Origin of the sequence: Novosphingobium sediminis, assembly GCF_007991615.1 — a bacterium.
GTDB lineage: Bacteria > Pseudomonadota > Alphaproteobacteria > Sphingomonadales > Sphingomonadaceae > Novosphingobium > Novosphingobium sediminis.
The window spans coordinates 72,631-94,434 of the sequence record NZ_BJYR01000006.1; the positions used below are offsets into that span (position 1 = coordinate 72,631).

General features: G+C 66.0%; 19 protein-coding genes and 1 tRNA gene. 12 read left to right on the forward strand and 8 right to left on the reverse strand.

The genetic code is table 11. The annotated features are described in order from the left end of the window. Window positions 1-49: 49 nt before the first annotated feature. The 5 genes from NSE01_RS04535 to NSE01_RS04555 all read left to right on the forward strand — a co-directional run bounded on the left by NSE01_RS04535 (window position 50) and on the right by NSE01_RS04555 (window position 4,348). On the forward strand, window positions 50-979 hold the full coding sequence (locus tag NSE01_RS04535; protein WP_147158450.1) for a tetratricopeptide repeat protein: 930 nt from the start codon (window positions 50-52) through the stop codon (window positions 977-979). Continuing rightward, window positions 946-1,893 (forward strand): hypothetical protein, encoded by a 948-nt coding sequence (locus NSE01_RS04540; RefSeq protein ID WP_147158451.1) that lies wholly within the window; start codon window positions 946-948, stop codon window positions 1,891-1,893. The genes NSE01_RS04535 and NSE01_RS04540 overlap by 34 nt, the downstream gene beginning before the upstream one ends. A gap of 157 nt (window positions 1,894-2,050) precedes the next feature. Next, a complete protein-coding gene (locus NSE01_RS04545) occupies window positions 2,051-2,512 on the forward strand; it encodes a hypothetical protein (protein ID WP_147158452.1) in 462 nt (153 codons plus the stop codon). A 117-nt stretch (window positions 2,513-2,629) separates the two neighbouring features. Then, entirely contained in the window at window positions 2,630-2,989 is a 360-nt protein-coding gene (locus NSE01_RS04550) for a hypothetical protein (protein WP_147158453.1), read from the forward strand. 114 nt (window positions 2,990-3,103) lie between these two features. After that, window positions 3,104-4,348: a glycosyltransferase family 4 protein gene (locus NSE01_RS04555; RefSeq protein ID WP_246135030.1), complete on the forward strand. Its 1,245-nt coding sequence runs from the start codon at window positions 3,104-3,106 to the stop codon at window positions 4,346-4,348. Here the strand turns inward: NSE01_RS04555 and NSE01_RS04560 are convergent. From NSE01_RS04560 to NSE01_RS04575, 4 genes are all read right to left on the reverse strand, one after another. Further along, window positions 4,345-6,759 carry a calcium-binding protein gene (locus tag NSE01_RS04560; protein WP_170233764.1) on the reverse strand — a complete coding sequence of 805 codons (2,415 nt, stop codon included), beginning with the start codon at window positions 6,757-6,759 and terminating at the stop codon, window positions 4,345-4,347. The two genes, NSE01_RS04555 and NSE01_RS04560, sit on opposite strands and share 4 nt — an antisense overlap. 130 nt (window positions 6,760-6,889) lie before the next feature. Continuing rightward, on the reverse strand, window positions 6,890-7,324 hold the full coding sequence (locus NSE01_RS04565; protein ID WP_147158455.1) for a hypothetical protein: 435 nt from the start codon (window positions 7,322-7,324) through the stop codon (window positions 6,890-6,892). Window positions 7,325-7,482: 158 nt separating this feature from the next. After that, window positions 7,483-7,818, reverse strand: a complete 336-nt coding sequence (locus tag NSE01_RS04570; protein WP_147158456.1) for a DUF2218 domain-containing protein — start codon at window positions 7,816-7,818, stop codon at window positions 7,483-7,485. Next, window positions 7,815-8,507: a PadR family transcriptional regulator gene (locus NSE01_RS04575; protein WP_147158457.1), complete on the reverse strand. Its 693-nt coding sequence runs from the start codon at window positions 8,505-8,507 to the stop codon at window positions 7,815-7,817. Before NSE01_RS04575 ends, NSE01_RS04570 begins: the two co-directional genes overlap by 4 nt. A gap of 161 nt (window positions 8,508-8,668) precedes the next feature. Here NSE01_RS04575 and NSE01_RS04580 point away from each other — a divergent pair, with 161 nt between their 5' ends. The 3 genes from NSE01_RS04580 (at window position 8,669) to NSE01_RS04590 (ending at window position 10,968) form a co-directional block, all read left to right on the forward strand. Beyond that, complete coding sequence (locus NSE01_RS04580) at window positions 8,669-9,991, forward strand: replication-associated recombination protein A (RefSeq protein ID WP_147158458.1); 1,323 nt, start codon at window positions 8,669-8,671, stop codon at window positions 9,989-9,991. Beyond that, a complete protein-coding gene (locus tag NSE01_RS04585; RefSeq protein WP_147158459.1) occupies window positions 9,988-10,875 on the forward strand; it encodes a hypothetical protein in 888 nt (295 codons plus the stop codon). The genes NSE01_RS04580 and NSE01_RS04585 overlap by 4 nt, the downstream gene beginning before the upstream one ends. 18 nt (window positions 10,876-10,893) lie before the next feature. Further along, window positions 10,894-10,968: transfer RNA gene (locus NSE01_RS04590), tRNA-Thr, on the forward strand. 224 nt (window positions 10,969-11,192) lie between these two features. On the opposite strand, the gene NSE01_RS04595 is transcribed toward NSE01_RS04590, so the two are convergent. From NSE01_RS04595 to NSE01_RS04610, 4 genes are all read right to left on the reverse strand, one after another. Further along, complete coding sequence (locus NSE01_RS04595; RefSeq protein ID WP_147158460.1) at window positions 11,193-12,206, reverse strand: inorganic phosphate transporter; 1,014 nt, start codon at window positions 12,204-12,206, stop codon at window positions 11,193-11,195. 3 nt (window positions 12,207-12,209) lie between these two features. After that, entirely contained in the window at window positions 12,210-13,271 is a 1,062-nt protein-coding gene (locus tag NSE01_RS04600) for a DUF47 family protein (RefSeq protein WP_147158476.1), read from the reverse strand. A gap of 171 nt (window positions 13,272-13,442) precedes the next feature. Then, a complete protein-coding gene (gene rhaI / locus NSE01_RS04605; RefSeq protein WP_147158461.1) occupies window positions 13,443-14,735 on the reverse strand; it encodes an L-rhamnose catabolism isomerase in 1,293 nt (430 codons plus the stop codon). Window positions 14,736-14,960: 225 nt separating this feature from the next. Then, window positions 14,961-17,084 (reverse strand): bifunctional rhamnulose-1-phosphate aldolase/short-chain dehydrogenase, encoded by a 2,124-nt coding sequence (locus NSE01_RS04610; RefSeq protein WP_147158462.1) that lies wholly within the window; start codon window positions 17,082-17,084, stop codon window positions 14,961-14,963. A 141-nt stretch (window positions 17,085-17,225) separates the two neighbouring features. Between NSE01_RS04610 and NSE01_RS04615 the strand changes: the two genes are divergently transcribed. The 4 genes from NSE01_RS04615 to NSE01_RS04630 are packed head-to-tail and all read left to right on the forward strand — an operon-like array spanning window position 17,226 to window position 21,747. Then, window positions 17,226-18,560 carry an acetate and sugar kinases/Hsc70/actin family protein gene (locus tag NSE01_RS04615; RefSeq protein WP_246135031.1) on the forward strand — a complete coding sequence of 445 codons (1,335 nt, stop codon included), beginning with the start codon at window positions 17,226-17,228 and terminating at the stop codon, window positions 18,558-18,560. Further along, on the forward strand, window positions 18,557-19,702 hold the full coding sequence (lldD, locus tag NSE01_RS04620; protein ID WP_147158463.1) for an FMN-dependent L-lactate dehydrogenase LldD: 1,146 nt from the start codon (window positions 18,557-18,559) through the stop codon (window positions 19,700-19,702). The genes NSE01_RS04615 and lldD overlap by 4 nt, the downstream gene beginning before the upstream one ends. Window positions 19,703-19,705: 3 nt before the next feature. Continuing rightward, window positions 19,706-20,947, forward strand: coding sequence for an MFS transporter (locus NSE01_RS04625; RefSeq protein WP_147158464.1), 1,242 nt, complete (start codon window positions 19,706-19,708; stop codon window positions 20,945-20,947). Window positions 20,948-20,970: 23 nt separating this feature from the next. Continuing rightward, window positions 20,971-21,747, forward strand: coding sequence for a DeoR/GlpR family DNA-binding transcription regulator (locus NSE01_RS04630; RefSeq protein WP_147158465.1), 777 nt, complete (start codon window positions 20,971-20,973; stop codon window positions 21,745-21,747). Window positions 21,748-21,804 lie beyond the last annotated feature (57 nt).

Below are 21,804 nucleotides of genomic sequence, written 5' to 3' on the forward strand. Positions count from 1 at the left end.
GGCAGGGTCATGCGCCCTGCACTGCGGCACCGGGATCGGGAGCAAAGCCATGTCACGTCATCTGGGCCTTCGTGCAGTTTCCCTGGCAGCGCTCATCACGCTGCTGCCGGTCAGCCCCGTTTGGGCGGCCGGCGGCGGGGGTGGCGGAGGCGGCGGCATGGCGCCCAGCCAGTCTGCGCCGCAATATGATCCCGCCGCAGAATACCAGAAGGGCATCGCGGCCTATCAGGCGCAGAACTTCAAGGACGCGGCAACCGCCTTCCGGCGCGTGACCGATGTGGTGACGACCCACGCGCCCGCGCAGTACCTGCTCGGTTCGAGCTACCTGCAACTGGGCGATCTCAAGAAGGCCAAGCGGCCGCTGGAAATGGCGGTAAAGTATGACGCGGCGATGATCGAGGCGCACCGCGATCTGGGTGTCGTGCTGGCAAAGCTGGGCGACAAGGCCAAGGCCACCGCGCAGCGCGACCAGCTTTCCGCGCGCAAGACGCAGTGCGGCCCGACCTGCGCGGAAGCCGCCAGCCTCGACGCGGCGATTGCGGCAGTGGACGCCGCCATGGCCGGATCGCCGCAGGCCTTCGCGCCGCAGCGGGCCATCGCACCGCTCGCATCAATCGACGCGGTCTATGTTTCAGCGGTGAGCAAGATCAACGAGCACCGCTATGCCGAGGCGATTGCCGAGCTGGAAGGCACGCTGTGGGCGGCGGGGCCGCATCCCGATGTGCTGACCTACCTCGGCTTCGCCAACCGCAAGCTGCACCGCTATGACACTGCGCGCGGCTGGTATGAGATGGCGCTGGCGGTTGCCCCCAACCATCGCGGCGCGCTGGAATACTATGGCGAGCTCAAGCTGGAGCTGGGCGACGTTGCCGGGGCAAAGGCGCACCTCGCGCGGCTTGATACGCTGTGCGGGTTCGGCTGCCAGCAGGCCGACGAACTGCGCCGTTGGCTGCGGGAGGCGGCCCCATCCGCTTCCTGACGCGATGGGCGGCGCTGGGGCTGGCGCTGGCGGCCGGCGTTGCGGGCGCGGCGGAAGCCCCCCGGCTGAGCGCGCTGATCTGGATTGCGCCGGGGCACGAGGCGGCTGCGCTCACGCATCAGCCGGCGATGTGCCTGAAGGGCGGCGGGACGGATGCCGAGGTACAGACCGGCGCAGCGCTGTTCAACGCGCCGATGCTGCTGGGCGGGCAGGCCGCGCGCGCCGACATGAGCTGCGCCAGTTGCCACAGCAATGGTCGGCGTAATCCGCATTTCCATCTCGATGGCGTTTCGGCGGAGCCCGGTACGGCTGATGTGAGCTCCAGTTTCTTCAGCCTTGCGCGGGCCAATGGACGGTTCGATCCCAAGCCGATCCCCGATCTGTCAGTGCCCGGCAAGGTTTCGCGCGATCCCGCCACGGGCGCGCTCGAGCGGTTCCTGCGCGGGCTGATCGTGGAGGAGTTTTCCGGGCGCGAGCCTTCACCCGCGGCGCTGGCCGCGCTGGCGGCGTATGTCCGCGCGATCGGCGATTGCGGCGGAGCGGCGGAGCAGCCTCGGCGACTCGCCGATCAGGCCGCGCTGGTGCGCCTTTCAGTGACAGCGGCAGAGCGGCTTGCCGCAGCGGGCGATGCCGGGACGGCGGCCATTGCGGTGGCCGGCGCGCGCCATCAACTGGGCCTGATCAACGAGCGCTATGCCGGCCCTGCCCTTGCGCGCGAGCGAAAGCGGCTCCTCGCCGCCTCCCGCGCGTTGCAGCCGCTGGCGCAGGCCCGCGCGCCCGGGCCGGAGGAGCTGCGCCGCTGGCTGGCCGGGTTCGAGCGCGATCTCATGCCGCTGCTCGCGCGGTCCGAGGCGCGTTCGCTTTATGACGAGGTCCGCGCGCGGAACTGGATCGCGCAAAACCGGGCCGACTAGAGCGATGCCGGTTCGTTCAGGAAAATAAATGTGAACCTGAACAACCGCTGCAAATGCCATCCCGGCTCCGTTCAGCCAGCAAGGTCTATTTCCATCTTCAACGGCAGCGAATCGAGATCGGGGGGTCCGATCAACGGCGGGCCGCTGGAGACGTGACATGTTCAAGTTTGCGAAGAAGGCCGTGCTGGCAACCACCCTTGCCGCAACCGCGCTGGCCAGCGCCACCCCGGCGATGGCCGATCCCTACGGCGGCTACGGCGGCGGCGGTTATCGCCACCATGGCCGCGGCGACAGCACAGGTGCAGCGATTGCCGGCGGCATCATCGGCCTCGCGCTGGGTGCGATCATCGTTTCGGCGGCGAACAGCAACCACAACCGCGACCGCTATCGCAACTCGCAATACCGCACCCAGAACCAGTATCCCAATCAGTATCCCAATCAGTATCGGGGCCAGCCGACCTGGCAGGGCGCCTACAACGGCGATCCCTATGACCAGCGCTATCAGGGCGGCCAGCCCGGCTATAGCCGCGACGGCTATCCGCAGGGATCCGACGGCTACTACGACCGGCGCGGTTACCGCGATCCGGACGGGTATGAAGGCGACTATCGGGGCAACTGATCGCAGCTTTGGAGCGGCGCGCCGCATTGCGGCCGCCGCTTCAGAAACGGTTCAGGCCGGGGGCGCTCCTTTTTCAATCACATGCAGGCGGGACCGTGCCTGCACTGGAGAAAGTCCATGAAGCTTTGGAAACCAGGACTTGTCGCTGCCGCGCTCGCCGCAGGCAGCATGGCGATGGCAGTGCCAGCCGAGGCACACGGGCGGCGCGGTAACGATGCCGCCGTGGCGATCGGCGCGGGCGTGCTGGGGCTGGCCGTGGGCGCAGCGATCGCTTCCGACCGCAATTCGGACGTCTATGTCCGCTACGACAGCAGGCCGCGCTATTATGGCGGCTATTATCCGGCCTATCCGGTCTACCGGCCCTACCCCGGCTGGCGCGGCTATGATCCGCGCTACGAGGAATGGCGCCGCTGGCGCGAGCATGAGCGCTGGGAACACGAACGCTGGGAGCATCGGAGGGGCTGGCGCGGCTGGTAAACTCGGGTCCAGCCAAGCCCAAATCTCTGCGATATCCCTGCCCGCACCGGTCACCTTGCCAGCGCAAGCCAGCAAGATGACCGGTGCGACTTTCTTACACGGGCAAAAGACACTATGGCCGCGCGGATGACCCGCTTTGCCCAAACAGACAGTATCGAGACTGCGCAGGAACCGACGCCGAGCGAGGCTCCGCTCAAGGGCCTGCGCGTCGCGCTGTTCAGCGGCAACTACAACTATGTGCGCGATGGGGCGAACCAGGCGCTCAACCGACTGGTTGGCTATCTCCAGCGGCAGGGTGCGCAAGTCCACGTCTATGCGCCCAAGGTGAAGAAACCGGCGTTTCCTTCGAAGGGCAAGTTGGTGGGGCTGCCTTCGCTGCCGCTGCCGGGGCGCGCGGAATATCGCATTCCGCTGACGCTGGGGGGCAAGACCCGCGCCGATCTCAAGGCGTTCAAGCCCAATGTCGTTCACGTTTCCTCGCCCGATCCCGCTGCGCACCGCGCGGTGAGTTGGGCACGGGCGCGCGGACTTCCGGTGCTGGCGAGTGTCCACACGCGCTTCGATACCTACCCGCGTTATTACAACATGGCCTGGCTCGAGCCGATCCTGACCGCGCTGCTGCGCCGGTTTTATCGGCGCTGCGATGCGCTGGTCGCCCCATCGGAGTCGATGGCGCAAGTGCTGCGCGAAGAGCGCATGAGCTATGACATCTCGCTGTGGTCACGCGGGGTTGACCGCACGATCTTCAACCCCGGCCGGCGCGATCTGGAATGGCGCCGCAGCCTTGGCATCGCCGACGACGAGGTGGTGATCGGCTTTCTCGGCCGGCTGGTGATGGAAAAGGGGCTCGACGTGTTTTCGGACACGATCGACGAACTGGTGCGCCGGGGTACGCGGGAAGGCACTCGGCACCGCGTGATGGTGGTGGGCGAAGGCCCGGCGCGCGCGTGGTTCGAGGCGCGGCTGCCGGGCGCTGTGTTCACCGGGTTTCAGGGCGGCAAGGATCTCGGCCGGGCGGTGGCGGCGATGGACGTGCTGTTCAATCCGAGCGTGACCGAGACATTCGGCAACGTGACGCTGGAGGCCATGGCCTGCGCGGTGCCGGTGGTGGCTGCGGCGGCAACCGGGAGCCAGAGCCTTGTTTCCGATGGCGTTTCCGGCCGCCTCATCGCGCCGGGTGCGCTGCACCAGTTCGCCGAGGCCTTGCGCAACTATGTCGAGGATGCGGACTTGCGCGCGCGGCATGGTGCTGCGGGCGAGCGGCGCTCGCTCGATTTCAGCTGGGATGCGATCAATCAGGCGGTGGCAGACACCTACCTCCGGCTGATCCGCCAGAAGGACGCGCTGAAGCGGCGCTAGAACACGAAATCGGCGGCGGTAAGGCTTGCCTTGCTGACGCCTTCGAGCACGACACCGATCCCCGCCGAAAGCGTGATCACCGTGTCTGCGCCTTGCTGCGTAGCGGCGGCCATGACCTCGGCAAACGTATCGAAGCGGCTGTCCCAGTAAATGACCAGCCGGTCCTCGGTGCCGCCTGCGGTGAAATCGCGGATATGGTCCATGCCGCTGTCGGGGCCTAGCGCGAAGGCCTCATCGCCAGCGCCACCATAGATCACATCGTTGCCGCCGCGACCGTCGATATAGTCACCACCATCGCCGCCGGTGATCACGTTGATGCCGGCATTGCCGTAGAGGGTATCGCTGGCGCTGCCGCCGCGCAGGTTCTCGAAGCCGGTGAAGCTGTCGCCGAACGCATCGTCGCCATAAGCAAAGCCCGATGCGAGATCGATCGTGACGTTGCCGGTCGAGGTTTCATAGCTCAGCGTGTCAATGCCGCCGCCACCGTGCATGGTGTCGCCCCCAGCCCCGCCGATGATCCTGTCCGCGCCCACACCGCCAATCAGGGTATCGTCGCCGCCGCCGCCCAGCAGCGTACTGCCGGTAGCGCCAGCTTTGAGGGTATCGCCAAAAGCCGAGCCCGCGAGGTTTTCGAAGCCCGAGAAACTGTCGCCCGTCGCATCGCCGCCGCTGGCACTGCCGGTGCCGAGATCGACTGTCACGGCCGCAGCGGAGGAGGTATATTCGAGCGTATCGGTGCCCGCACCGCCGATCATGATATCACCCCCGGCGCCGCCGCGGATAAGGTCATTCCCGCCCGCGCCATCGAGCTTGTCGGCGTCGCCGCCGCCGATCAGCACATTGTTTCCGTTATTGCCGGTCAGGGTATCGGCCAGTGCGGTGCCTTCGACCTGGCTGATGCCGACGAGCACATCGCCATCGGCATCGCCTCCACGGGCGGTTAGCGTGGCGAGATTGACGGTGACGGCCGATGCGGAGCCACGATAGCTGGCACCGTCGTCGCCGGTTCCATTCAGCTTGTCGGCGCCAAGGCCGCCGAGGAACCAATCGAGGCCGCCGCCGCCGATCAACGTATCGTTCCCGGCGCCGCCGCTGATGTAATTGTTGGCCGCGTTGCCGGTAAGAATGTCGTCGAAGCGGCTGCCGGTGATGTTCTCGATGCTGTCGAACGTATCACCGGCCGCGTCACCCGTGCCGGACTGGGTAGCTAGGTTCACGCTGACGGCAGCGGTTGCCGTCGCATAGCTCGCGATATCGATGCCGTTCCCGCCGACGAGCTGATCCGCACCGCTGCCGCCTTCGAGCATATCGTTGCCATCGCCGCCGACCAGCCGGTCAGCCCCGGCAAAGCCATGGAGGTAGTCCACCCCCGCCGCACCGGAGAGCACATTGGCAAGCGCGTTGCCCTTTCCGGTGAAGGTGGGCAGAGCGACAAGGTTGGTAAGGTTTTCGACGCCGCTGCCCAGTGTGTAGCTGGCAAGGCCGTCTATGCGGGCCTCATCGGTCCCTTCGTTTTGCCCTTCGATGATGCGATCGCCAGCGCTGTCGATGACGTAGTGATCATCGCCCGTACCGCCGGCCATACTGTCGTTGCCGCGACCGCCGTCGAGCCGGTCATTGCCAAAGCCGCCGTTCAGTGTGTCGTCGCCGTCATAACCAAACAGGACATCGTCGCCGCCTTGACCGGACAGAGTGTTGGTCTGGTTGTTTCCGTAAAGCGCGTTGGCGAGGGCATTGCCGGAGCCGTTCAGCGGGCCGTTCGCCCAGAGAATGAGATCCTCGACCTCCGCGGCAAGCGTTGTGCTGATGGCAGCGAATACGAGATCGTGGCCACCGCCGGAAACCTCGACAATTTTGTCGCCGGCGTCATCGACGTAGTAGATATCGTCGCCAGCACCACCGGTCATCTTGTCGGCGCCACTGCCACCATTGAGCGTGTCATTGCCCGCACCGGCGACGAGCGTATCGGCACCGTCGCCCGCATCGAGCAGATCGTTGCCGTCGGCGCCGGTCAGCACATCGGCGGCAGCGCCGCCCAGCATTATGACTGTGCCATCGGCGGGGGCCGCAGAAAGCGTGACGCTTTTTGTCGCCAAGGCGGCGTTCAGGATGTGGATGGAGTCGCGCGCTTCCTCGCCGCTGAACCCGTTGACGGCATAGAAATCCAGCCTGCCATCGGCGATGGTATCGCCCGCGAGGCCGATGCTGATATAGCCATAGCCGGAGTCCCAGCCGTAGCCGCTGTAGCCAAAATAACCGTCCGAGCCGGAGTAGCTGAAGCTCCACATGGTCTCGTAGAACTGCTCACCGGTCTCGGGGTCGTTATAGCCCGGAATGGTGTAGTCGACACTCACATCGAATACGCCGGATGTGCGATCGATGTTGTAGCTGAAGCTGGTGGTCCCGACCATCTTCATCCCCTCCGCCGCCAGATAGGCACGATTGCTTATAGAAGTGCCACGGGGGAGCCCGGAAACCTATTACAGTTCAGGGATGCAATCGTTGTTTGCGGCAGATGGAGGCAGGCAAGCGCTGGCCGGTTCAGCCGAGCACGCCCTTGGCAGCCATGCTGCGGGCGTAGATCAGGAAAAACACCAGCGCCGACCAGATCGTGAGCACCAGGCCCACCGGCGCAGTCTGCGGCGGGTGAAGCCAGAACTCCTGCGTCAATTGGCTGACGGCTAGGCCGAGCAGCGAGAGTGCAAAGGCCGGCGCAGCCTGACGCGAGCGGGCGAGGAGCAGCAACGAGCCAAGCAGCGAGCCCCAGACGCCAAGCGCCCAGAACGCGGTGAGCCATGCCGGGAACGCAGCCATGTAAGCGACGCTCTCCGCGTTCATGCCGTTTGCGGCAAAGTAGCTTGCGGGCGAGAGCTTCGACATCAGGTAGTCGTAGCAGCCGAACAGGTTCCACAGCAGGCTGAGCACGGCGATGACCCAGAAGGACGTGGGTGCCTTGGGTCTGGCGTTCAGGGGCATTGGGCGTCTCCCTCTCCGGCGCCCACTCCCATACACCTCCACGCTCGTCATTGCGAGGGGCATAGCGACGAAGCAATCCAGAGAGCGTTGTGTTTTGACGCTCTGGATTGCTTCGCTGCGCTCGCAATGACGACGTTTGGGGTAGAATGGGCTGGCAATCAGCCAGCTTCGTCCGTCCATTCCCAGCTCAGCGTCTCGCGGAAAGCAAAGCGGTCGATGTGGCGTTCTACCGCGCCCTTGAGGCCGTCACGCTGGCCTGCTTCGCTGGCATCGATGCGGCATTCGAGCGCTTCGGGATGCGCAGTGAAGGTGACGAGCGCATCCCCCGCCCACGCGGCGCCGCGCGCATCGCGGGGGAACGTGACGGTGCCCTTCGCCGCATCGAAAGTGACGGCGAGGTTGTGTTCCCAGTGCTTGCAGACCTGCTGGAGGTACTTGCTCGCATGCAAGGTCGGGACACTGGCAGTGGCAGCTACGGTGGCGGTTGCGGTCATTGCGCGCTCTCCAGGCGTTCGATCTTGCGGGCAGCCTCATCAAGGATATCCGCGATCTGATGGGCGGTGGGTTCATCGAGGCCGCGGCCCGCACGTTGGCGGAGCGCGATCATCAGGTTCGCCATGGCGCGGCGCAGCGGGGGGCTGCCCGTGCGGCCTTCCGCCTCCGCCCGCGCCTTTCCGAAATCGCCGAGGCGCTGGACGACGGCCTTGGCTTCCTCGAGCCGGGGAGCGAGTTCGGCGCGGCCCGCGTCGGTCATGGTGAAGGCCTTGCGGGCGCCCTCGCCGGGAACTTCAGCGATCATGCCTTCGTCAACGAGCAGGGAGAGCGTGGGGTAGACCACGCCGGGGCTGGGTGCATAGGCGCCGGCGGCGAGCTCCTCGATCGCCTTGATGAGTTCGTAGCCGTGGCGGTCCTGTTCATCGAGGAGGAGCAGGAGGAGGAGGCGCAGTTCGCCGGGGGCAAACATGCGGCCGCCCCTTCCGCCATGGCGACCGCGGCCGCGCGGGCCCTCGTCGTCCCAATCATCGCCGCCGAAGCCACCGCCGAAGCCACTGCCCCAACCGCTGCCGAACCCGCCGCGATGGCCCCAGCCTCCGCCGAAGCCGCGCGCCATCATCTTCAGGGCGAAGTGGTGGCCGAGGCCGTGTCGTTGGCCATGTCCATGGCCGTGTCTGTCGAATCGCATTGTGCGTCCTTGATGCTTCATGATGGCTCTAAGATATATCTTAAAACACTCTTGTAAAGGGGTGGGCGCATTTTTGTGCTGATGACGCGGAGAGAAGAAGCCTGACCCCGGATCAAGTCCGGGGTGACGGTGGGGGCCTCAGTTGGTATCGCCGGACTCCCATGCCTGACCTGTTTGCCCCTGCCCCTGCCGAAACGCCGCGCGAACACGCGGCTGACGATGCGCCGCTCGCCGAGCGGCTGCGTCCGGCGAACCTTGGCGAAGTCGTCGGGCAGGATCACCTGACCGGGCCAGACGGCGCGATTGGCCGGATGGTCGCGGCGGGGAAGCTTTCCTCGATCATCCTGTGGGGGCCGCCGGGCACCGGCAAGACGACGATCGCGCGGCTGCTCGCCGATGCGGTGGGGTTGCGCTATGTGGCGATCAGCGCGGTGTTTTCCGGTGTCGCGGACCTCAAGAAGGCGTTCGCCGAAGCCGAGGCCATGGCGCAGATCGGGCGCAAGACGCTGCTGTTCGTGGACGAGATCCACCGCTTCAACCGCGCGCAGCAGGACGGGTTTCTTCCCTATGTCGAGAAGGGCACGGTCACACTGGTCGGCGCGACGACCGAGAACCCGAGCTTTGCGCTGAACGCGGCGCTGCTGAGCCGCGCGCAAGTGCTGATCCTGCACCGGCTGGATGCCGAGGCGCTGGGATCACTGCTCAGCCGCGCGGAGGAACTGACCGGCCTCAGGCTCCCCCTCACCCCGCCGGCGCGCGAGGCGCTGATTGCTTCGGCGGATGGCGACGGGCGGTTTCTGCTGGGGCAGGCCGAAACGTTGTTCGATGTGTCGCTGCCGGCACCCTTGGGGCCGGAGGACCTCGCCAAGTTCCTGATGCGGCGGGTGGCGGTCTACGACAAGGACCGCGACGGGCATTACAACCTGATTTCCGCGCTCCACAAGTCGCTGCGCGGATCGGACCCGCAGGCCGCGCTCTACTACATGGCGCGGATGCTGACGGCGGGCGAGGAGCCGCTCTTCGTGCTGCGGCGGCTGGTGCGCTTTGCCAGCGAGGACATCGGCCTGGCTGACCCGCAGGCGCTGGTGCAGTGCCTGGCGGCGAAGGATGCTTATCAGTTCCTTGGCTCGCCCGAGGGGGAGCTCGCCATCGTGCAGGCGTGCCTCTACCTCGCCACCGCGCCCAAATCGAACGCGGCTTATGCGGCGCAGAAGGCCGCATTCAACAGCGCGCGGGAGACGGGCTCGCTCTCGCCGCCCCCGCATATCCTCAATGCGCCGACCAAGCTGATGAAGGACATCGGCTATGGCGAAGGCTATGCCTACGACCACGAGGCGGAGGACGGCTTTTCGGGCGCGGACTACTGGCCCGAGGGGATGCGGCCGCAGACGTTTTACAAGCCGGTCGAGCGCGGGTTCGAGCGCGAGATCGTGAAGCGGCTTGAGTGGTGGGACAAGAAGCGGCGCGAGCGGCGGGGCGAATGAGGCCCCTCAGGTTTCGGCATTTTGCGGCGATAGACTGGTCCGGCGCGGCGGGAGAGCGGCACCGGGGGATTGCGGTGGCGATCTGCCCCGCAGGCGAGGCGGCACCGCAGCTGGTGCGGCCGGGTCATCGCTGGTCGCGGACCGAAGTGCTGGCATGGCTGCGCGATGATCTGCCGGCGGATACGCTGGTGGGCATGGACCTCGGCATCAGCCTTGCTTTTCAAGACAGAGGCGCATTCTTTCCGGGCTGGGCGGAAAGTCCTGCGGACGCCAAGGGTTTGTGGGCGCTGATTGACAGGTTGTGCGAGGATGAGCCGCATCTTTCGGTGGGGGCGTTCGTCGATCATCCCGAAGCTTCGGCCTATTTCCGGCGGCATGGCGGGCGCGAAGGCGCGGCGTTTGGCGCCAATGGGCAAAAGGGGGGGCGAGGCAGGCTCAGGGTGAGCGAACTGGCGCAGCAGGCCATGGGGTGCTCGCCTTATTCGAACTTCAATCTGGTCGGCGCGGCGCAAGTTGGCAAATCGAGCCTTTCGGGGATGCGCGTGCTGCACCAGCTGAAAGGCCGTTTGCCGGTCTGGCCGATCGATCCTCTGCCCGCAGCGGGCTCGGTGGTCTGCGAGATCTACACGACGATTGCGGCCATGGCGGCGGGGCGGAGTGCCAGCCGGTCCAAGGTGCGCGATGGGGCGGAGCTGGACGAAGCGCTGGCGCGGCTTGGCAGTTCACCGGTAGGCCTGAAGGGCGAAGTGGACGACCATACCAGCGATGCGCTGATGGCCTCGGCGTGGCTGCGCAAGGTGGCGCATGATCCGGCACTGTGGGCACCCGCAAGGCTTACCGATGCAATTGCCCAAACCGAGGGCTGGACCTTTGGCGCGGTGTGACGCTATGGGCGCACTAATGCCGGCTTAGCACAGTGGTAGTGCAGCGGTTTTGTAAACCGAAGGTCGGGGGTTCAAATCCCTCAGCCGGCACCAACATCCTCCCGCTGAGAACCCCCTGAGTCCTTGATGGCGCTGCGCCGCAAGCGGCTCCGCTGTGGGGTTCAAATCGCTCAGCCGGCACCATTTCCCAGCCCCCCACATTTCGTCACCCCCGCGCAGGCGGGGGTCCAGAGTTTGCGAACGCGAACGTCGTGCGGGATGCTCTGGATTCCCGCCTTCGCGGGAATGACGAAGGCGGGTTATTGCGAAGGACGGGCTTAGAACAGCGTCGTCAGCGCGTAGAACAGGGCTCCGACGGCGGCAGACGCGGGGATCGTGATGATCCACGCCACGACCACGCTCTGCGCGACGCCCCAGCGCACGGCGGAGGCGCGGCGGGCGGTGCCGGCGCCGATGATCGCGCCGGTCACGGTGTGGGTGGTCGAGACCGGAACGCCCAGCGCGGAGGCGCCGAACAGCACGATGGAGCCTGCGAACGAAGCGCTGAAGCCCTGATGCTGCGAGAGCTTGGTGATGCGCCCGCCCATCGTCTCGATGATCTTCCAGCCGCCGGTCAGCGTGCCGAAGCCAATGGCGAGATAGCAGCTGATCGCAACCCAGTGCGGCACTTCGAAGGGGCCCGTCAGCCGACCGGTCGAATAGAGCAGCACGGTGATGATCCCCATCGTCTTCTGCGCATCGTTGAGGCCGTGGCTCAGCGAATAGGCGGCGGAGGAGATGAGGTGGAGATAGCGGAAGCGGGTTTCCGCCCCGCGCGCACTGGCATTGCGGAACAGCCAGCTTGTGAGGAGCATGACCAGCATCGCCAGCATCATGCCAATGGTGGGCGAAAGCACGATGGCGATGAGCGTCTTGTTGAGGCCGCTCCACTGGATGCCGGACATGCCGGCATGGGCAAGGCCCGAACCGATCAGCCCGCCCACCAGCGCGTGGCTGCTGGAGGAAGGGATGCCCTTGAGCCAGGTGAGAATGTTCCACGTACTCGCCCCGATCAGCGCGCCGAAGACGACGGCGGGGGTGACGAGATCCTTGTCGATCAGGCCCTTGCCGATGGTGGCGGCAACCGCCTGCAAGCTCGGGAAGGTGATCGTGAGGAAATAGGCGCCGGCATTGAACACCGCCGCGAAGATCACCGCCTGCACGGGGGTCAGCAGGCGCGTGGCAACGACCGTGGCGATCGAATTGGCCGCATCGTGCAGCCCGTTCAGGTAATCGAACGCCAGCGCGATTGCGATCAGCCCGACGAGCAGCGGGAAGGCTAGTTCGTGCATGGCTCAGGAATGGTCGATGACGATGCCGTCGATCTCGTTCGCCGCATCCTCGAAGGCATCGACGATCCGTTCGAGGTGCTTGTAGACCTCGCGCTCGACCACGAAGCGCAGCGTGTCCGTCGCGCCGGATTCGCGCAGCGCGCGGCGCAGACCGGCGGCGTGGATCTCGTCAGCATGGGCTTCCATGCGCACCAGACGTTCGGTGAGTTCGTGCAGCCGCGCGCCATTGCGCGCGACATCGCGCAGCAGCGGCACCGCTTCGGCCATGACGCGGGCGGCATCGACGATGATCCCGGCCATGTCGCGCATTTCGGGCGCGAAGGTTTTCACCTCGTAGATGCTGATCGCGTTGGCGGCTGCCTGCATCTCGTCGATGGTATCGTCCATCGCCCCGATCAGGCTGGTGATCGCCCCGCGGTCGAAGGGGGTGAGGAAGGTCTTGCGCACCGTCTGCAGCACCGACCGCGTGATCTCGTCGGCATCGTTCTCACGCTCGATGATCTCACGGATGTGATCGCCGCGCGAGGAGCCTTCCTCAAGCAGGCGCGCCATCGCATCGGACGCGGCGAGCACAGTGGTGGCGTGAGCCTCGAACATGTCGAAGAAGTTGCCCGTACGGGGCAGGAGGCGCTGAAACCAGGCGAACATTGATCCAATCCGTGTGTGCTGCAGGGCGCCACCTAGCACACTCGTGCGCTGTGTCGCTGCTTTGAATTCAGGTGCGGCGAACGAACGGATGAGGTCGCGCAGATCCGGCTCGTCGACAGCATCCGCCGCCTCGGCAAGGGTGAACCAGCGCCGCTCGCGCTGGTGCTGTTCCTTCCATGCGGCCAGTTCGCGCGTGACCGCGAGCGGGAATACGTCGACATCGACCATCAGCGACGCGCCGTTGCCGCGCTTCTTGCGGTAGCGATAGCTGCCGAGCGGCGTGGGGCACGCCGCGCCGACCACGCCCGCTTCCTCTTCCGCCTCGCGAGCGGCGGCGACATGGGGCAGCGTCGAGGCCATGAGATTGCCCTTGGGAATGACCCAGCGCTTCGTTTCGCGCGAGGTGACAAGCATCACGCGCACCCCGGCATCGGCGGTGACGTCCTCGAAACGATAGGGCAAGGCGGCAATCTGTCTGATGGCATGGACTCCCCGGCTGAGCGGCGTTCTCTAGACCATCGGTTGCACGGCAATGCCAGTTTCGTGACTGGAATTTGACAAGATATCGTCAGATTTCGCGGGAAAAGCCTACACGATCCCGGCGCCGAGACCCACCGCTTTGCGTTCCTGCGCCTTGCGGCTGCGATATTGGCTGAGGCGGTAGGCCTCCAGCACATCGATCGCGCCGCCCGCCTCCATGCGCGCCATGGCAAGTATTGGGGCAACATCAGTGTTGTATGCCCGGCGCAGCGACTGGAAGGCCATCATCGTGTCGTTGGCTTCCTGCGCCCCATGCAGCGCGGCGCGGTCTACCAGCGCGGCCTTCGCGTAGCACTGGGTGATGGTTTCGGCGGAGGACAGCATCGATTCAATGGGATCGGTGACGTTGTGCGATTGGTCGATCATGTAGCTGGGGTTGAAGCCGTCGCGGGGGTTGGCTTCGGCCTCGGCGAGTTCGTTGAAGACGAGGAACAGTTGGTGCGGGTTGATCGAGCCTGAATCGAGGTCGTCATCGCCGTACTTGCTATCGTTGAAGTGGAAGCCGCCCAGTTTGCCGAAGCGGTGGAGGCGGGCGACGATCTGCTCGATGTTCACGTTGGGCGCATGGTGGCCCAGATCGACGAGGCACTTGGCCCTGGGGCCGAGTTCCTGCGCGGCGAGGATCGAGGAGCCCCAGTCTGAAATGACGGTGGAGTAGAACGCGGGCTCGAACATCTTGTGTTCCAGCAGCATGCGCCAGTCATCGGGGAGCGCGGCGTAGATCTTGGCGGCTGCTTCGAGATAGCGATCGAGGCTGCGGCCAAGATCCTGCTGGCCGGGAAAATTGGTGCCGTCGCCGACCCACACAGTAAGGTCGGTCGAGCCCAGCTGGCGGCCGATTTCGATGCATTCGATGTTGTGATCGACGGCCTGCTGGCGCGTTGCGGCATCCTGCGCGGCGAGCGAGCCGTTGGCGTAAGTATGCGGCTGGCCGGGCTGGTCCTGGAATGTGTTGGAATTGACCGCATCGAAGCCGAGGCCGAGGGCGGCAGCGTGCTCGCGCAGGGCCTTGTAATCGCTCACCTTGTCCCACGGGAAGTGGGGGCTGACGCGCGGCGTGGTGCGGCCGAGTTGCTGGATGACGGCGCAATCTTCCAGCTTTTCGTGGATATTGGTGGGTTCGCCGGGGATGGGGAACTTGGCGAAGCGGGTGCCGCCACGGCCAGCGCCCCACGAGGGGACGGCGACAGAGAACCCGGCGACCTTGGCTTTTACGGCATCGATATCGATCCCGGCGCGGGCGAGCTTGCGGCCGAGCGCGGCATAGTCGTCTTCCAGCGCCGCGAGGTGGGCTGCGTTGCGCTCGGCGATCAGGTCGGACGAGATGGGCAATTCGGTCATTCCATTCCTTTCTGCCGCTTCCTTGCGGTGCGGGACAATCGCTCTCTTTTTTCGTCACCCTGAACTTGTTTCAGGGTCCATCTCTCCGCAAAACCGGAGCGCAGCTTGTGGCCACTTCGCCTTACGGTTTGCTTGTTTCCGGAAGGAGCAGCGCATGCGGCCCGATGGACCCTGAAACAAGTTCAGGGTGACGGGAGCTTTTTGGGGCACGGATGGGTGCGGCCATCAGCGGGTGAACGCCTGCACGTTGCCCGCGTCAACATTGATCATGTTGCCGGTGGACTTGGCCGACATTTCGGAGCCCAGCCAGAAGGCGGCTTCGGCGATGTCTTCCGGCAGCACGTCGCGCTTCAGCAGCGAGCGATTGCGGTAGTGGGCTTCGAGTTCCTCGCCGGCGTCGATCTTGTTCGAGGCGGCGCGTTCCTTGCGCCAGTCGCCGTCCCAGATCTTGCTGCCCTTGATGACCGCATCGGGATTGACGACGTTGACCCGGATGCCTTCCGGCGCACCTTCGAGTGCGAGGCAGCGCGCGAGATGATTGGCAGCGGCCTTGGCGGAGGCATAGGCGGAGGCCCCGGCGGCGGCGGCGACGGCGTTCTTCGAGCCGATGAACACCACGGAGGTGCCGCCCTGCTCCTTCATGCGTTTGAGCAGGCCCCATGCGTGTTTGGCGGTGAGGAAATAGCCTTGCGCGAGCACATCGAAATTGCGGTTCCAAAGTTCGACCGTGGTCTGCTCGATGGCGGCGGAGCTTGCGATGCCTGCATTTGCGACAAGCACATCCAGCCCGCCGAATTCGCGTGCGGTGTAGGCGAAGGTGGCCGCAACTTGCGCTTCGTCGGTCACGTCGCATTGGGCCGCGCGGACGACATCCTTGCCGAACTGCGCGGCGAAACCGGCACGCACTTCCTCTGCCGCAGCCCCGTCCCGGTCGGCGAGGACCACGCAGGCCCCTTCGCGCAGGAAACGGGCTGCGGTGGCGGCTCCGATGCCGCCTGCGCCGCCGGTTACGAGCGCGATCTTGCCGACCATGGGTTTGGGCGCGGGCATGCGCTGGAGCTTGGCTTCTTCGAGGAGCCAGTACTCGATGTCGAAGGCTTCCTGTTCGTCGAGCGCGATGTACTGGCCGATGGCTTCGGCGCCGCGCATGACGTTGATGGCGTTGCCGTAGAATTCGCCGGCAAGGCGCGCGGTGGTCTTGTCGGTGGCGAAAGTGATGCGGCCAACGCCGGGGACGAGGACGACGACCGGGTTGGGATCGCGCATGGCGGGGGAATTAGGGCGCTTGCAGCGCTCGTAGTAGGCCGCATACATCGCCCGGTAGTCGGCGAGCTGCTGCGCGAGGTAGGCGTCGTCGGTGAGGCGCGCGGGGTCCAGCGTGAGGGGCGCGATCTTGGTGCGCAGGAAGTGATCGGGGCACGAGGTGCCGAGCGCGGCGAGGCGCTGGAAGTCTGCGCTGCCAGTGAACTCGAGCGCTTCGGCGTCGTCGGAGAAATGGCCGAGCTTGCGGCGCGCGCCGGTCATCAAGCCGCGCAGGCGGGGCATGAGATCGGCGGCGATCTGGGCGCGGTTCGGGTTTGGCGCGGTGATCTGGCCGCCGAATGCGGGCTTTGCGGCCATCGCGGCGTTCAGGTGGCGCGCGGCGTCTGCGATCAGGCTGATGGTGTGTTCGTAGGCGGCCTTGGCGGTATCGGCCCAGCAGATGATCCCGTGGCCGGCGAGCATGACGCCTTGGACGTGGGGATTGGCGCGGACATAATCGCGCAGCATCACGCCGAGGGTGTAGCCGGGGCGCTTCCACGGGAGCCAGCCGATCTTGCCGCCCCAGATCGCCTGCGTCGCAGCCTCACCGCCCGAGCTTGCCGCGAGCGCAATGATCGCATCCGGGTGAACGTGATCGACATGCGCGAAGGGGAGCAGCGAATGCAGCGGGGTGTCGATGGAGGCGGCGCGCCCGTTCAGGTTGAAGGTGCAATGGGGGAGGAAGCCGACCATCTTGTCGTCGTCATCCGGCCCCGAATAGTGCGCTTCGAGGGCGAGCAGCTTGTCCTGATAGAGCGTGGAGAAGCCATCGAGCTTCATCGAGCCGATATCGCCGCCCGAGCCCTTGACCCAGAGGACGGGGACTTCCGCGCCGGTCAGCGGATCGGTGCCGGTGAGCTTGGCCGAGGTATTGCCGCCGCCGAAGTTGGTGACGGTGAGATCGCTGCCGAGGAGGTTTGAACGATAGAGCAGGAGCTCCTCCGGGCGCAGCGTGGCGGCATGCGCATCGTCCCAGCGGCTGGTGGGCACTGCGAAGGGAATGGCATGGGGGGGAATCGCGGGGACAACTGGCGTATGGGCGTTCATGGCATCCTCTGGGCGGCAAAAAAGAGCTGCGCTTGGCGAGCCTGCTAACATTTTTACTGGAAACGATCAATATTGATTGATAATGATCGTTTCAGAGAACACGCAAACGGGAGATCGGCGCTGACTAACGGCGCTTTCATCGTGATCGATCTGGGCAAGACGCTGGCCAAGGTTTCCCTGTGGGACCACGCCGGACGGCGGATTGCCATGCGCACGCGGCCCAATGCAGCGGCGGGTGACGCGCTCTATGTGGCGGGCATATCCGATTGGCTGATCGAGGCGCTGGGCGCGTTTGCGGCGCATCCGGTGGAAGCGATTGTGCCGGTGGGGCATGGCGCGGGCGTGGCGGCGCTGCGCGGCGCTGCGCTGGCTTTTGCGCCGTTGGACTATGAGGCCGAGATCCCGGCGGCGACCATGGCGCGCTATCGTGCGGCGCGGGATCCCTTTGCGGTGACGGGCTCCCCCGCCCTGCCCCACGGGCTGAACCTTGGCGCGCAGCTGTGGTGGCTGGAGGAGCGCGGCTTGCTGGAGGGCACGACACTGCTGCCTTGGGCGCAGTATTGGGCGTGTTTCCTGAGCGGCGCGGCTGTGAGCGAAGTGAGTTCGCTGGGGTGCCATACCGACTTGTGGGCACCGGCGGCGGGCGGGTTTTCGCCGCTGGCAGAGCGGATGGGCTGGGCGGAGCGGTTTGCGCCGGTGGGGGATGCGTCGGCCGTGGTGGGCACGCTGAAGCCCGAAATTGTGGCGGCGACAGGGCTTTCGCCGAAGGTGCACGTGCTGGCAGGGCTGCATGATTCCAATGCGGCGCTGCATGCGGCGCGCGGGTTTGCCGAAGTGGCAGACCGGGAAGCGACGGTGCTTTCGACCGGAACGTGGTTCGTCGCCATGCGGCGGCCGCTGGGCGATGCACCGGTGCTGCCGGAAGGGCGCGACTGTCTGGTCAACGTCGATGTCGACGGGCGTGCGGTGCCTTCGGCGCGGTTCATGGGCGGGCGGGAGATCGAACTCGCAGCGCAGGGTGCGCGGGTCGATGATCCGGCTGAGCAGGCGGAACTGGTGGCCGCCGTGCCGGGGCTGCTGGCGAGCGGCACCATGCTGCTACCGACTTTGGCGCCGGGCTGCGGGCCGTTTCCGGATCGGGCGGCGCGGTGGATCGGTGAGCCGGGAGACCGGCGCGCGGCGGCGTGTCTCTATGCGGCGCTGATGGCGGATGCGGCGCTAGACTTGATCGGGACGCGCGAGACGCTGGTGGTCGAGGGGCGCTTTGCGGGGGCAGACGTGTTTGTGCGGGCGCTGGCAGGGCTGCGGCCGGATTGCCGCGTGCTGGTGGCGGATGGCCCGTGCGATGCCGCATTCGGCGCGCTGCGGCTGATCGAGCCGGGGCTGGCGCCAGCCGCCTCGTTGCGGCAGGTGGAGCCGCTGGCCGGCGATCTCGAAGCCTATCGTGCGCGCTGGCGGATGGAGACTGGCCAGTGATCATTGCCAATATCGCCGACTTTCGCGAAGCCGCGCGGCGGCGGCTGCCGCACTTCCTGTTCGAGTACCTCGATGGCGGGTCCTACGCCGAAGAGACGTTGCGGCGGAACGTGAGCGATCTGGCGGGGATTGCGCTGCGCCAGCGGGTGCTGGCCGATGTGGCGGATATCGACCTTTCGGCAGAGCTGTTTGGCCAATCCATGGCGATGCCGGTTGCGCTCGCCCCGATTGGCCTTGCCGGGATGAACGCGCGGCGCGGCGAAGTTCAGGCGCTGCGGGCGGCGGAGGCGGCGGGGGTGCCGTTCACGCTTTCGACAGTGTCCGTCTGTCCTTTGGGTGAAGTGGCAGCTGCTGCCAGCAAACCCTTTTGGTTCCAGCTTTACATGATCCGCGACCGGGGCTTCATGCGCGAACTGCTGGTGCAGGCGCGCGAGGCGCAATGCTCAGCGCTGGTGTTTACGGTGGACATGCCGGTGCCGGGGAGCCGCTACCGCGATGTGCGGTCCGGGCTTGCCGGCGCGGCAGGGCCGATGGGCGCGATGCGGCGGTTTGCGCAAGCGGCGATGCGGCCTGCGTGGGCGTGGAATGTCGGCCTCAGGGGCCGCCCGCACCATCTGGGCAATATCGCGCCGGTGCTGAAGGGGCGGACGGGGCTGGAGGATTTCTTCGCGTGGATGCGGGGGAATTTCGATCCGGCGATCCATTGGCGCGACCTCGATTTCATCCGCAGTGAGTGGTCTGGGCCGCTGATCCTGAAGGGTATTCTCGATCCCGAGGATGCGCGTCAGGCGGCAGATGTCGGCGCGGACGGGATCGTGGTTTCCAATCATGGCGGGCGGCAATTGGACGGCGTGCTTTCGACCGCGCGCGCCTTGCCGCCAATTGCCGATGCGGTGGGAGACCGGCTGACCGTGCTGGCCGATGGCGGCGTACGATCAGGGCTCGATGTGGTGCGGATGCTGGCGCTGGGCGCGAAGGGCGTGCTGCTCGGGCGGGCCTGGGCCTTTGCGCTGGCGGCGGGCGGCGAAGCGGGCGTGGCGAAGATGCTGCGCCTGATCGACGCGGAAATGCGCGTGGCGATGGCGCTGACGGGCGTGACCCGGGTCAGCCAGATCAGCCCGGACAATCTAGTGAGGGGATAAGTTTTGACGGCACAGCAGCACCATTGGCGCGATACGATCCTTGCGGGGCTCGCGAACTATATCGATGCGGGTTCGATCGTGGCGGGATCGGTGGCGCTGGCGCTGTGGCAGGAGCATTACCACCTCTCGCCGGGGTTTCTGGGGCTGATCGGCGCGTTTGGTCCGAATGCCATCGGTGCGGGGATCGGCGCGCTTATCGGCGGCATCCTGTGTGACCGGCTGGGGCGCAAGACGATCTACCAGTGGGACATGCTGATCTACGCGGCAGGCATGGCGCTGCTGGTGTTTGCGGTCGCGCCGTGGATGATCGTGGCCGGGTTCCTGATCGTGGGGCTGGCAGTAGGCGCGGACATTCCCGCTTCGTGGTCGCTGATTGCAGAAGGTGCGCCAGACGGGCAGCGGGCACGGCATTCCGGCATGGCGCAAGTGCTGTGGTATCTGGGGCCGGTGGTGGTGCTGCTGATGAGCCTTGCGCTGACCGGGCTGGGCGAACTCGGCGCGCGGATCGTGTTTGCGCACCTGCTGGTGATCGCGGTCGCGCTGACGTTCCTGCGTTCGCGCATGGCGGAATCGGTGAAGTGGAAAGAAGCGCAGGCCTCCGGCGCGAAGCGGCCGCCGATATCCTCGCTGCTGCGGGGCAAGCACCTCGCATCGATCCTGGGCCTTGTCGGCATGTATGGCTTCTGGAACCTGTGGGCGGGGACCAACGGGTTCTTCTTCCCCTATATCCTGCGCACCGTGGGCGCGGCGACGCAGGCGCAGGCGGTGGCGATCCAGGCCTTGAGCTTTGCCATTGGCATGGCCTCCATCGGCCTCGTGTTCATGCAGTTGGCGGACCGAGTGAACCAGCGGACGCTGTTTGCGATTTCGGCGGTGGTGCAGGTGATCGGCATGGGGCTGCTGGTGGTGTTCCCGCTGACGATCCCGGTCGCGCTGCTCTATGTGTTCCTGCTGCAATTCGGCGGCGGGTTTGGCGCGCAGAGCTTTTTCCAGCTGTGGAGCGCGGAGCAGTTTCCGACCATGCTGCGTTCAACCGCGCAGGGCATCTGCTTTGCCATCGTTCGCGTGAGCCTTGGCGTGTTCAGCCTTGTGGTGCCGGTGCTGACGGCTACGGGGTTCACCACGCTGGCGCTGATCCTGACGGGGTTCCTTGTAGTGAGCGGCGTGATCGGCTTTGCGTGGGCGCCGCGCAACGAGGGCAAAAGCCTTGAACAACTCGAGGCCGAACGGCATGACGGTTTCTGATTGAATCCGATCAGGGGGCCAAGGTGCACGCCGCAGAACGCGAAAAGGTGATTGTCGAGGCGATGCGGGGCACCGGCTTCGTCACCTATCGCGAACTGGAGGCGATGCTCGATGCCTCCCCCGCGACGATCAGGCGCGATCTCGCGCGGCTGGAGGATCTGGGCCAGATCGTGCGCGTGCATGGCGGGGCGAAGCTGCCAAGCGATGGCGCGCGCGGGCCGGTGCTGCAACTGGCGGGCATGCCGTTCGACCAATCGATCAACCGCAACATGGCTGCAAAGCGCGCCATCGGGGCAGCGGCGGCGGCGCGGTGCGAGCCGGGCGAAGGCGTGATGATCGACGGCGGCACGACAACCTTGCAGATGTGCCCGCACCTCGCCGGGCTTGGCCTGCAGGTGCTGACCAATTCGCTCCACATCGTGAACGCGCTGCTACCGCAGGCGGGCACGCGCATTCTGGTGCCTTCGGGCACGGTGTTTCGCGAGCAGAACATCATTCTGGCGGCAGCAGGCGAGGAATCGATGCCGCGCTTCCACGCGCCCAAGCTGTTCATGGGCGCGGCGTCGGTCGGGCCGCAGGGCGTGATGCAGCAGGACGTGGTTTTGGTGGCGGCGGAACGGCGGCTGATCGACCGGGCGGAGCAGGTGATCCTGCTGGTGGATTCGGCGAAGTTTGCCAGCGGTTCGGGGACGATTGTTTGCGGACTGGATGAAGTGGATGTGCTGGTGACGGACGCGGGGATTGCGCCGGAACACGCCGCGATGGTGAAGGCGGCGGGGGTGGAACTGGTGGTGGCCTGATCCCGAGGGTGTGTTTGGGCGCTCTGGATTGCTTCGCTGCGCTCGCAATGACGAAGT

Bases quoted from the DNA above. Each gene is read 5' to 3' on its own strand.
- NSE01_RS04535 (WP_147158450.1), top strand. From the start codon at position 50: ATGTCACGTCATCTGGGCCTTCGTGCAGTTTCCCTGGCAGCGCTCATC.
- NSE01_RS04545 (WP_147158452.1), top strand. From the start codon at position 2,051: ATGTTCAAGTTTGCGAAGAAGGCCGTGCTGGCAACCACCCTTGCCGCA.
- NSE01_RS04550 (WP_147158453.1), top strand. From the start codon at position 2,630: ATGAAGCTTTGGAAACCAGGACTTGTCGCTGCCGCGCTCGCCGCAGGC.
- NSE01_RS04555 (WP_246135030.1), top strand. From the start codon at position 3,104: ATGGCCGCGCGGATGACCCGCTTTGCCCAAACAGACAGTATCGAGACT.
- NSE01_RS04560 (WP_170233764.1), bottom strand. From the start codon at position 6,759: ATGGTCGGGACCACCAGCTTCAGCTACAACATCGATCGCACATCCGGC.
- NSE01_RS04565 (WP_147158455.1), bottom strand. From the start codon at position 7,324: ATGCCCCTGAACGCCAGACCCAAGGCACCCACGTCCTTCTGGGTCATC.
- NSE01_RS04570 (WP_147158456.1), bottom strand. From the start codon at position 7,818: ATGACCGCAACCGCCACCGTAGCTGCCACTGCCAGTGTCCCGACCTTG.
- NSE01_RS04575 (WP_147158457.1), bottom strand. From the start codon at position 8,507: ATGCGATTCGACAGACACGGCCATGGACATGGCCAACGACACGGCCTC.
- NSE01_RS04580 (WP_147158458.1), top strand. From the start codon at position 8,669: ATGCCTGACCTGTTTGCCCCTGCCCCTGCCGAAACGCCGCGCGAACAC.
- NSE01_RS04585 (WP_147158459.1), top strand. From the start codon at position 9,988: ATGAGGCCCCTCAGGTTTCGGCATTTTGCGGCGATAGACTGGTCCGGC.
- NSE01_RS04595 (WP_147158460.1), bottom strand. From the start codon at position 12,206: ATGCACGAACTAGCCTTCCCGCTGCTCGTCGGGCTGATCGCAATCGCG.
- rhaI (WP_147158461.1), bottom strand. From the start codon at position 14,735: ATGACCGAATTGCCCATCTCGTCCGACCTGATCGCCGAGCGCAACGCA.
- NSE01_RS04610 (WP_147158462.1), bottom strand. From the start codon at position 17,084: ATGAACGCCCATACGCCAGTTGTCCCCGCGATTCCCCCCCATGCCATT.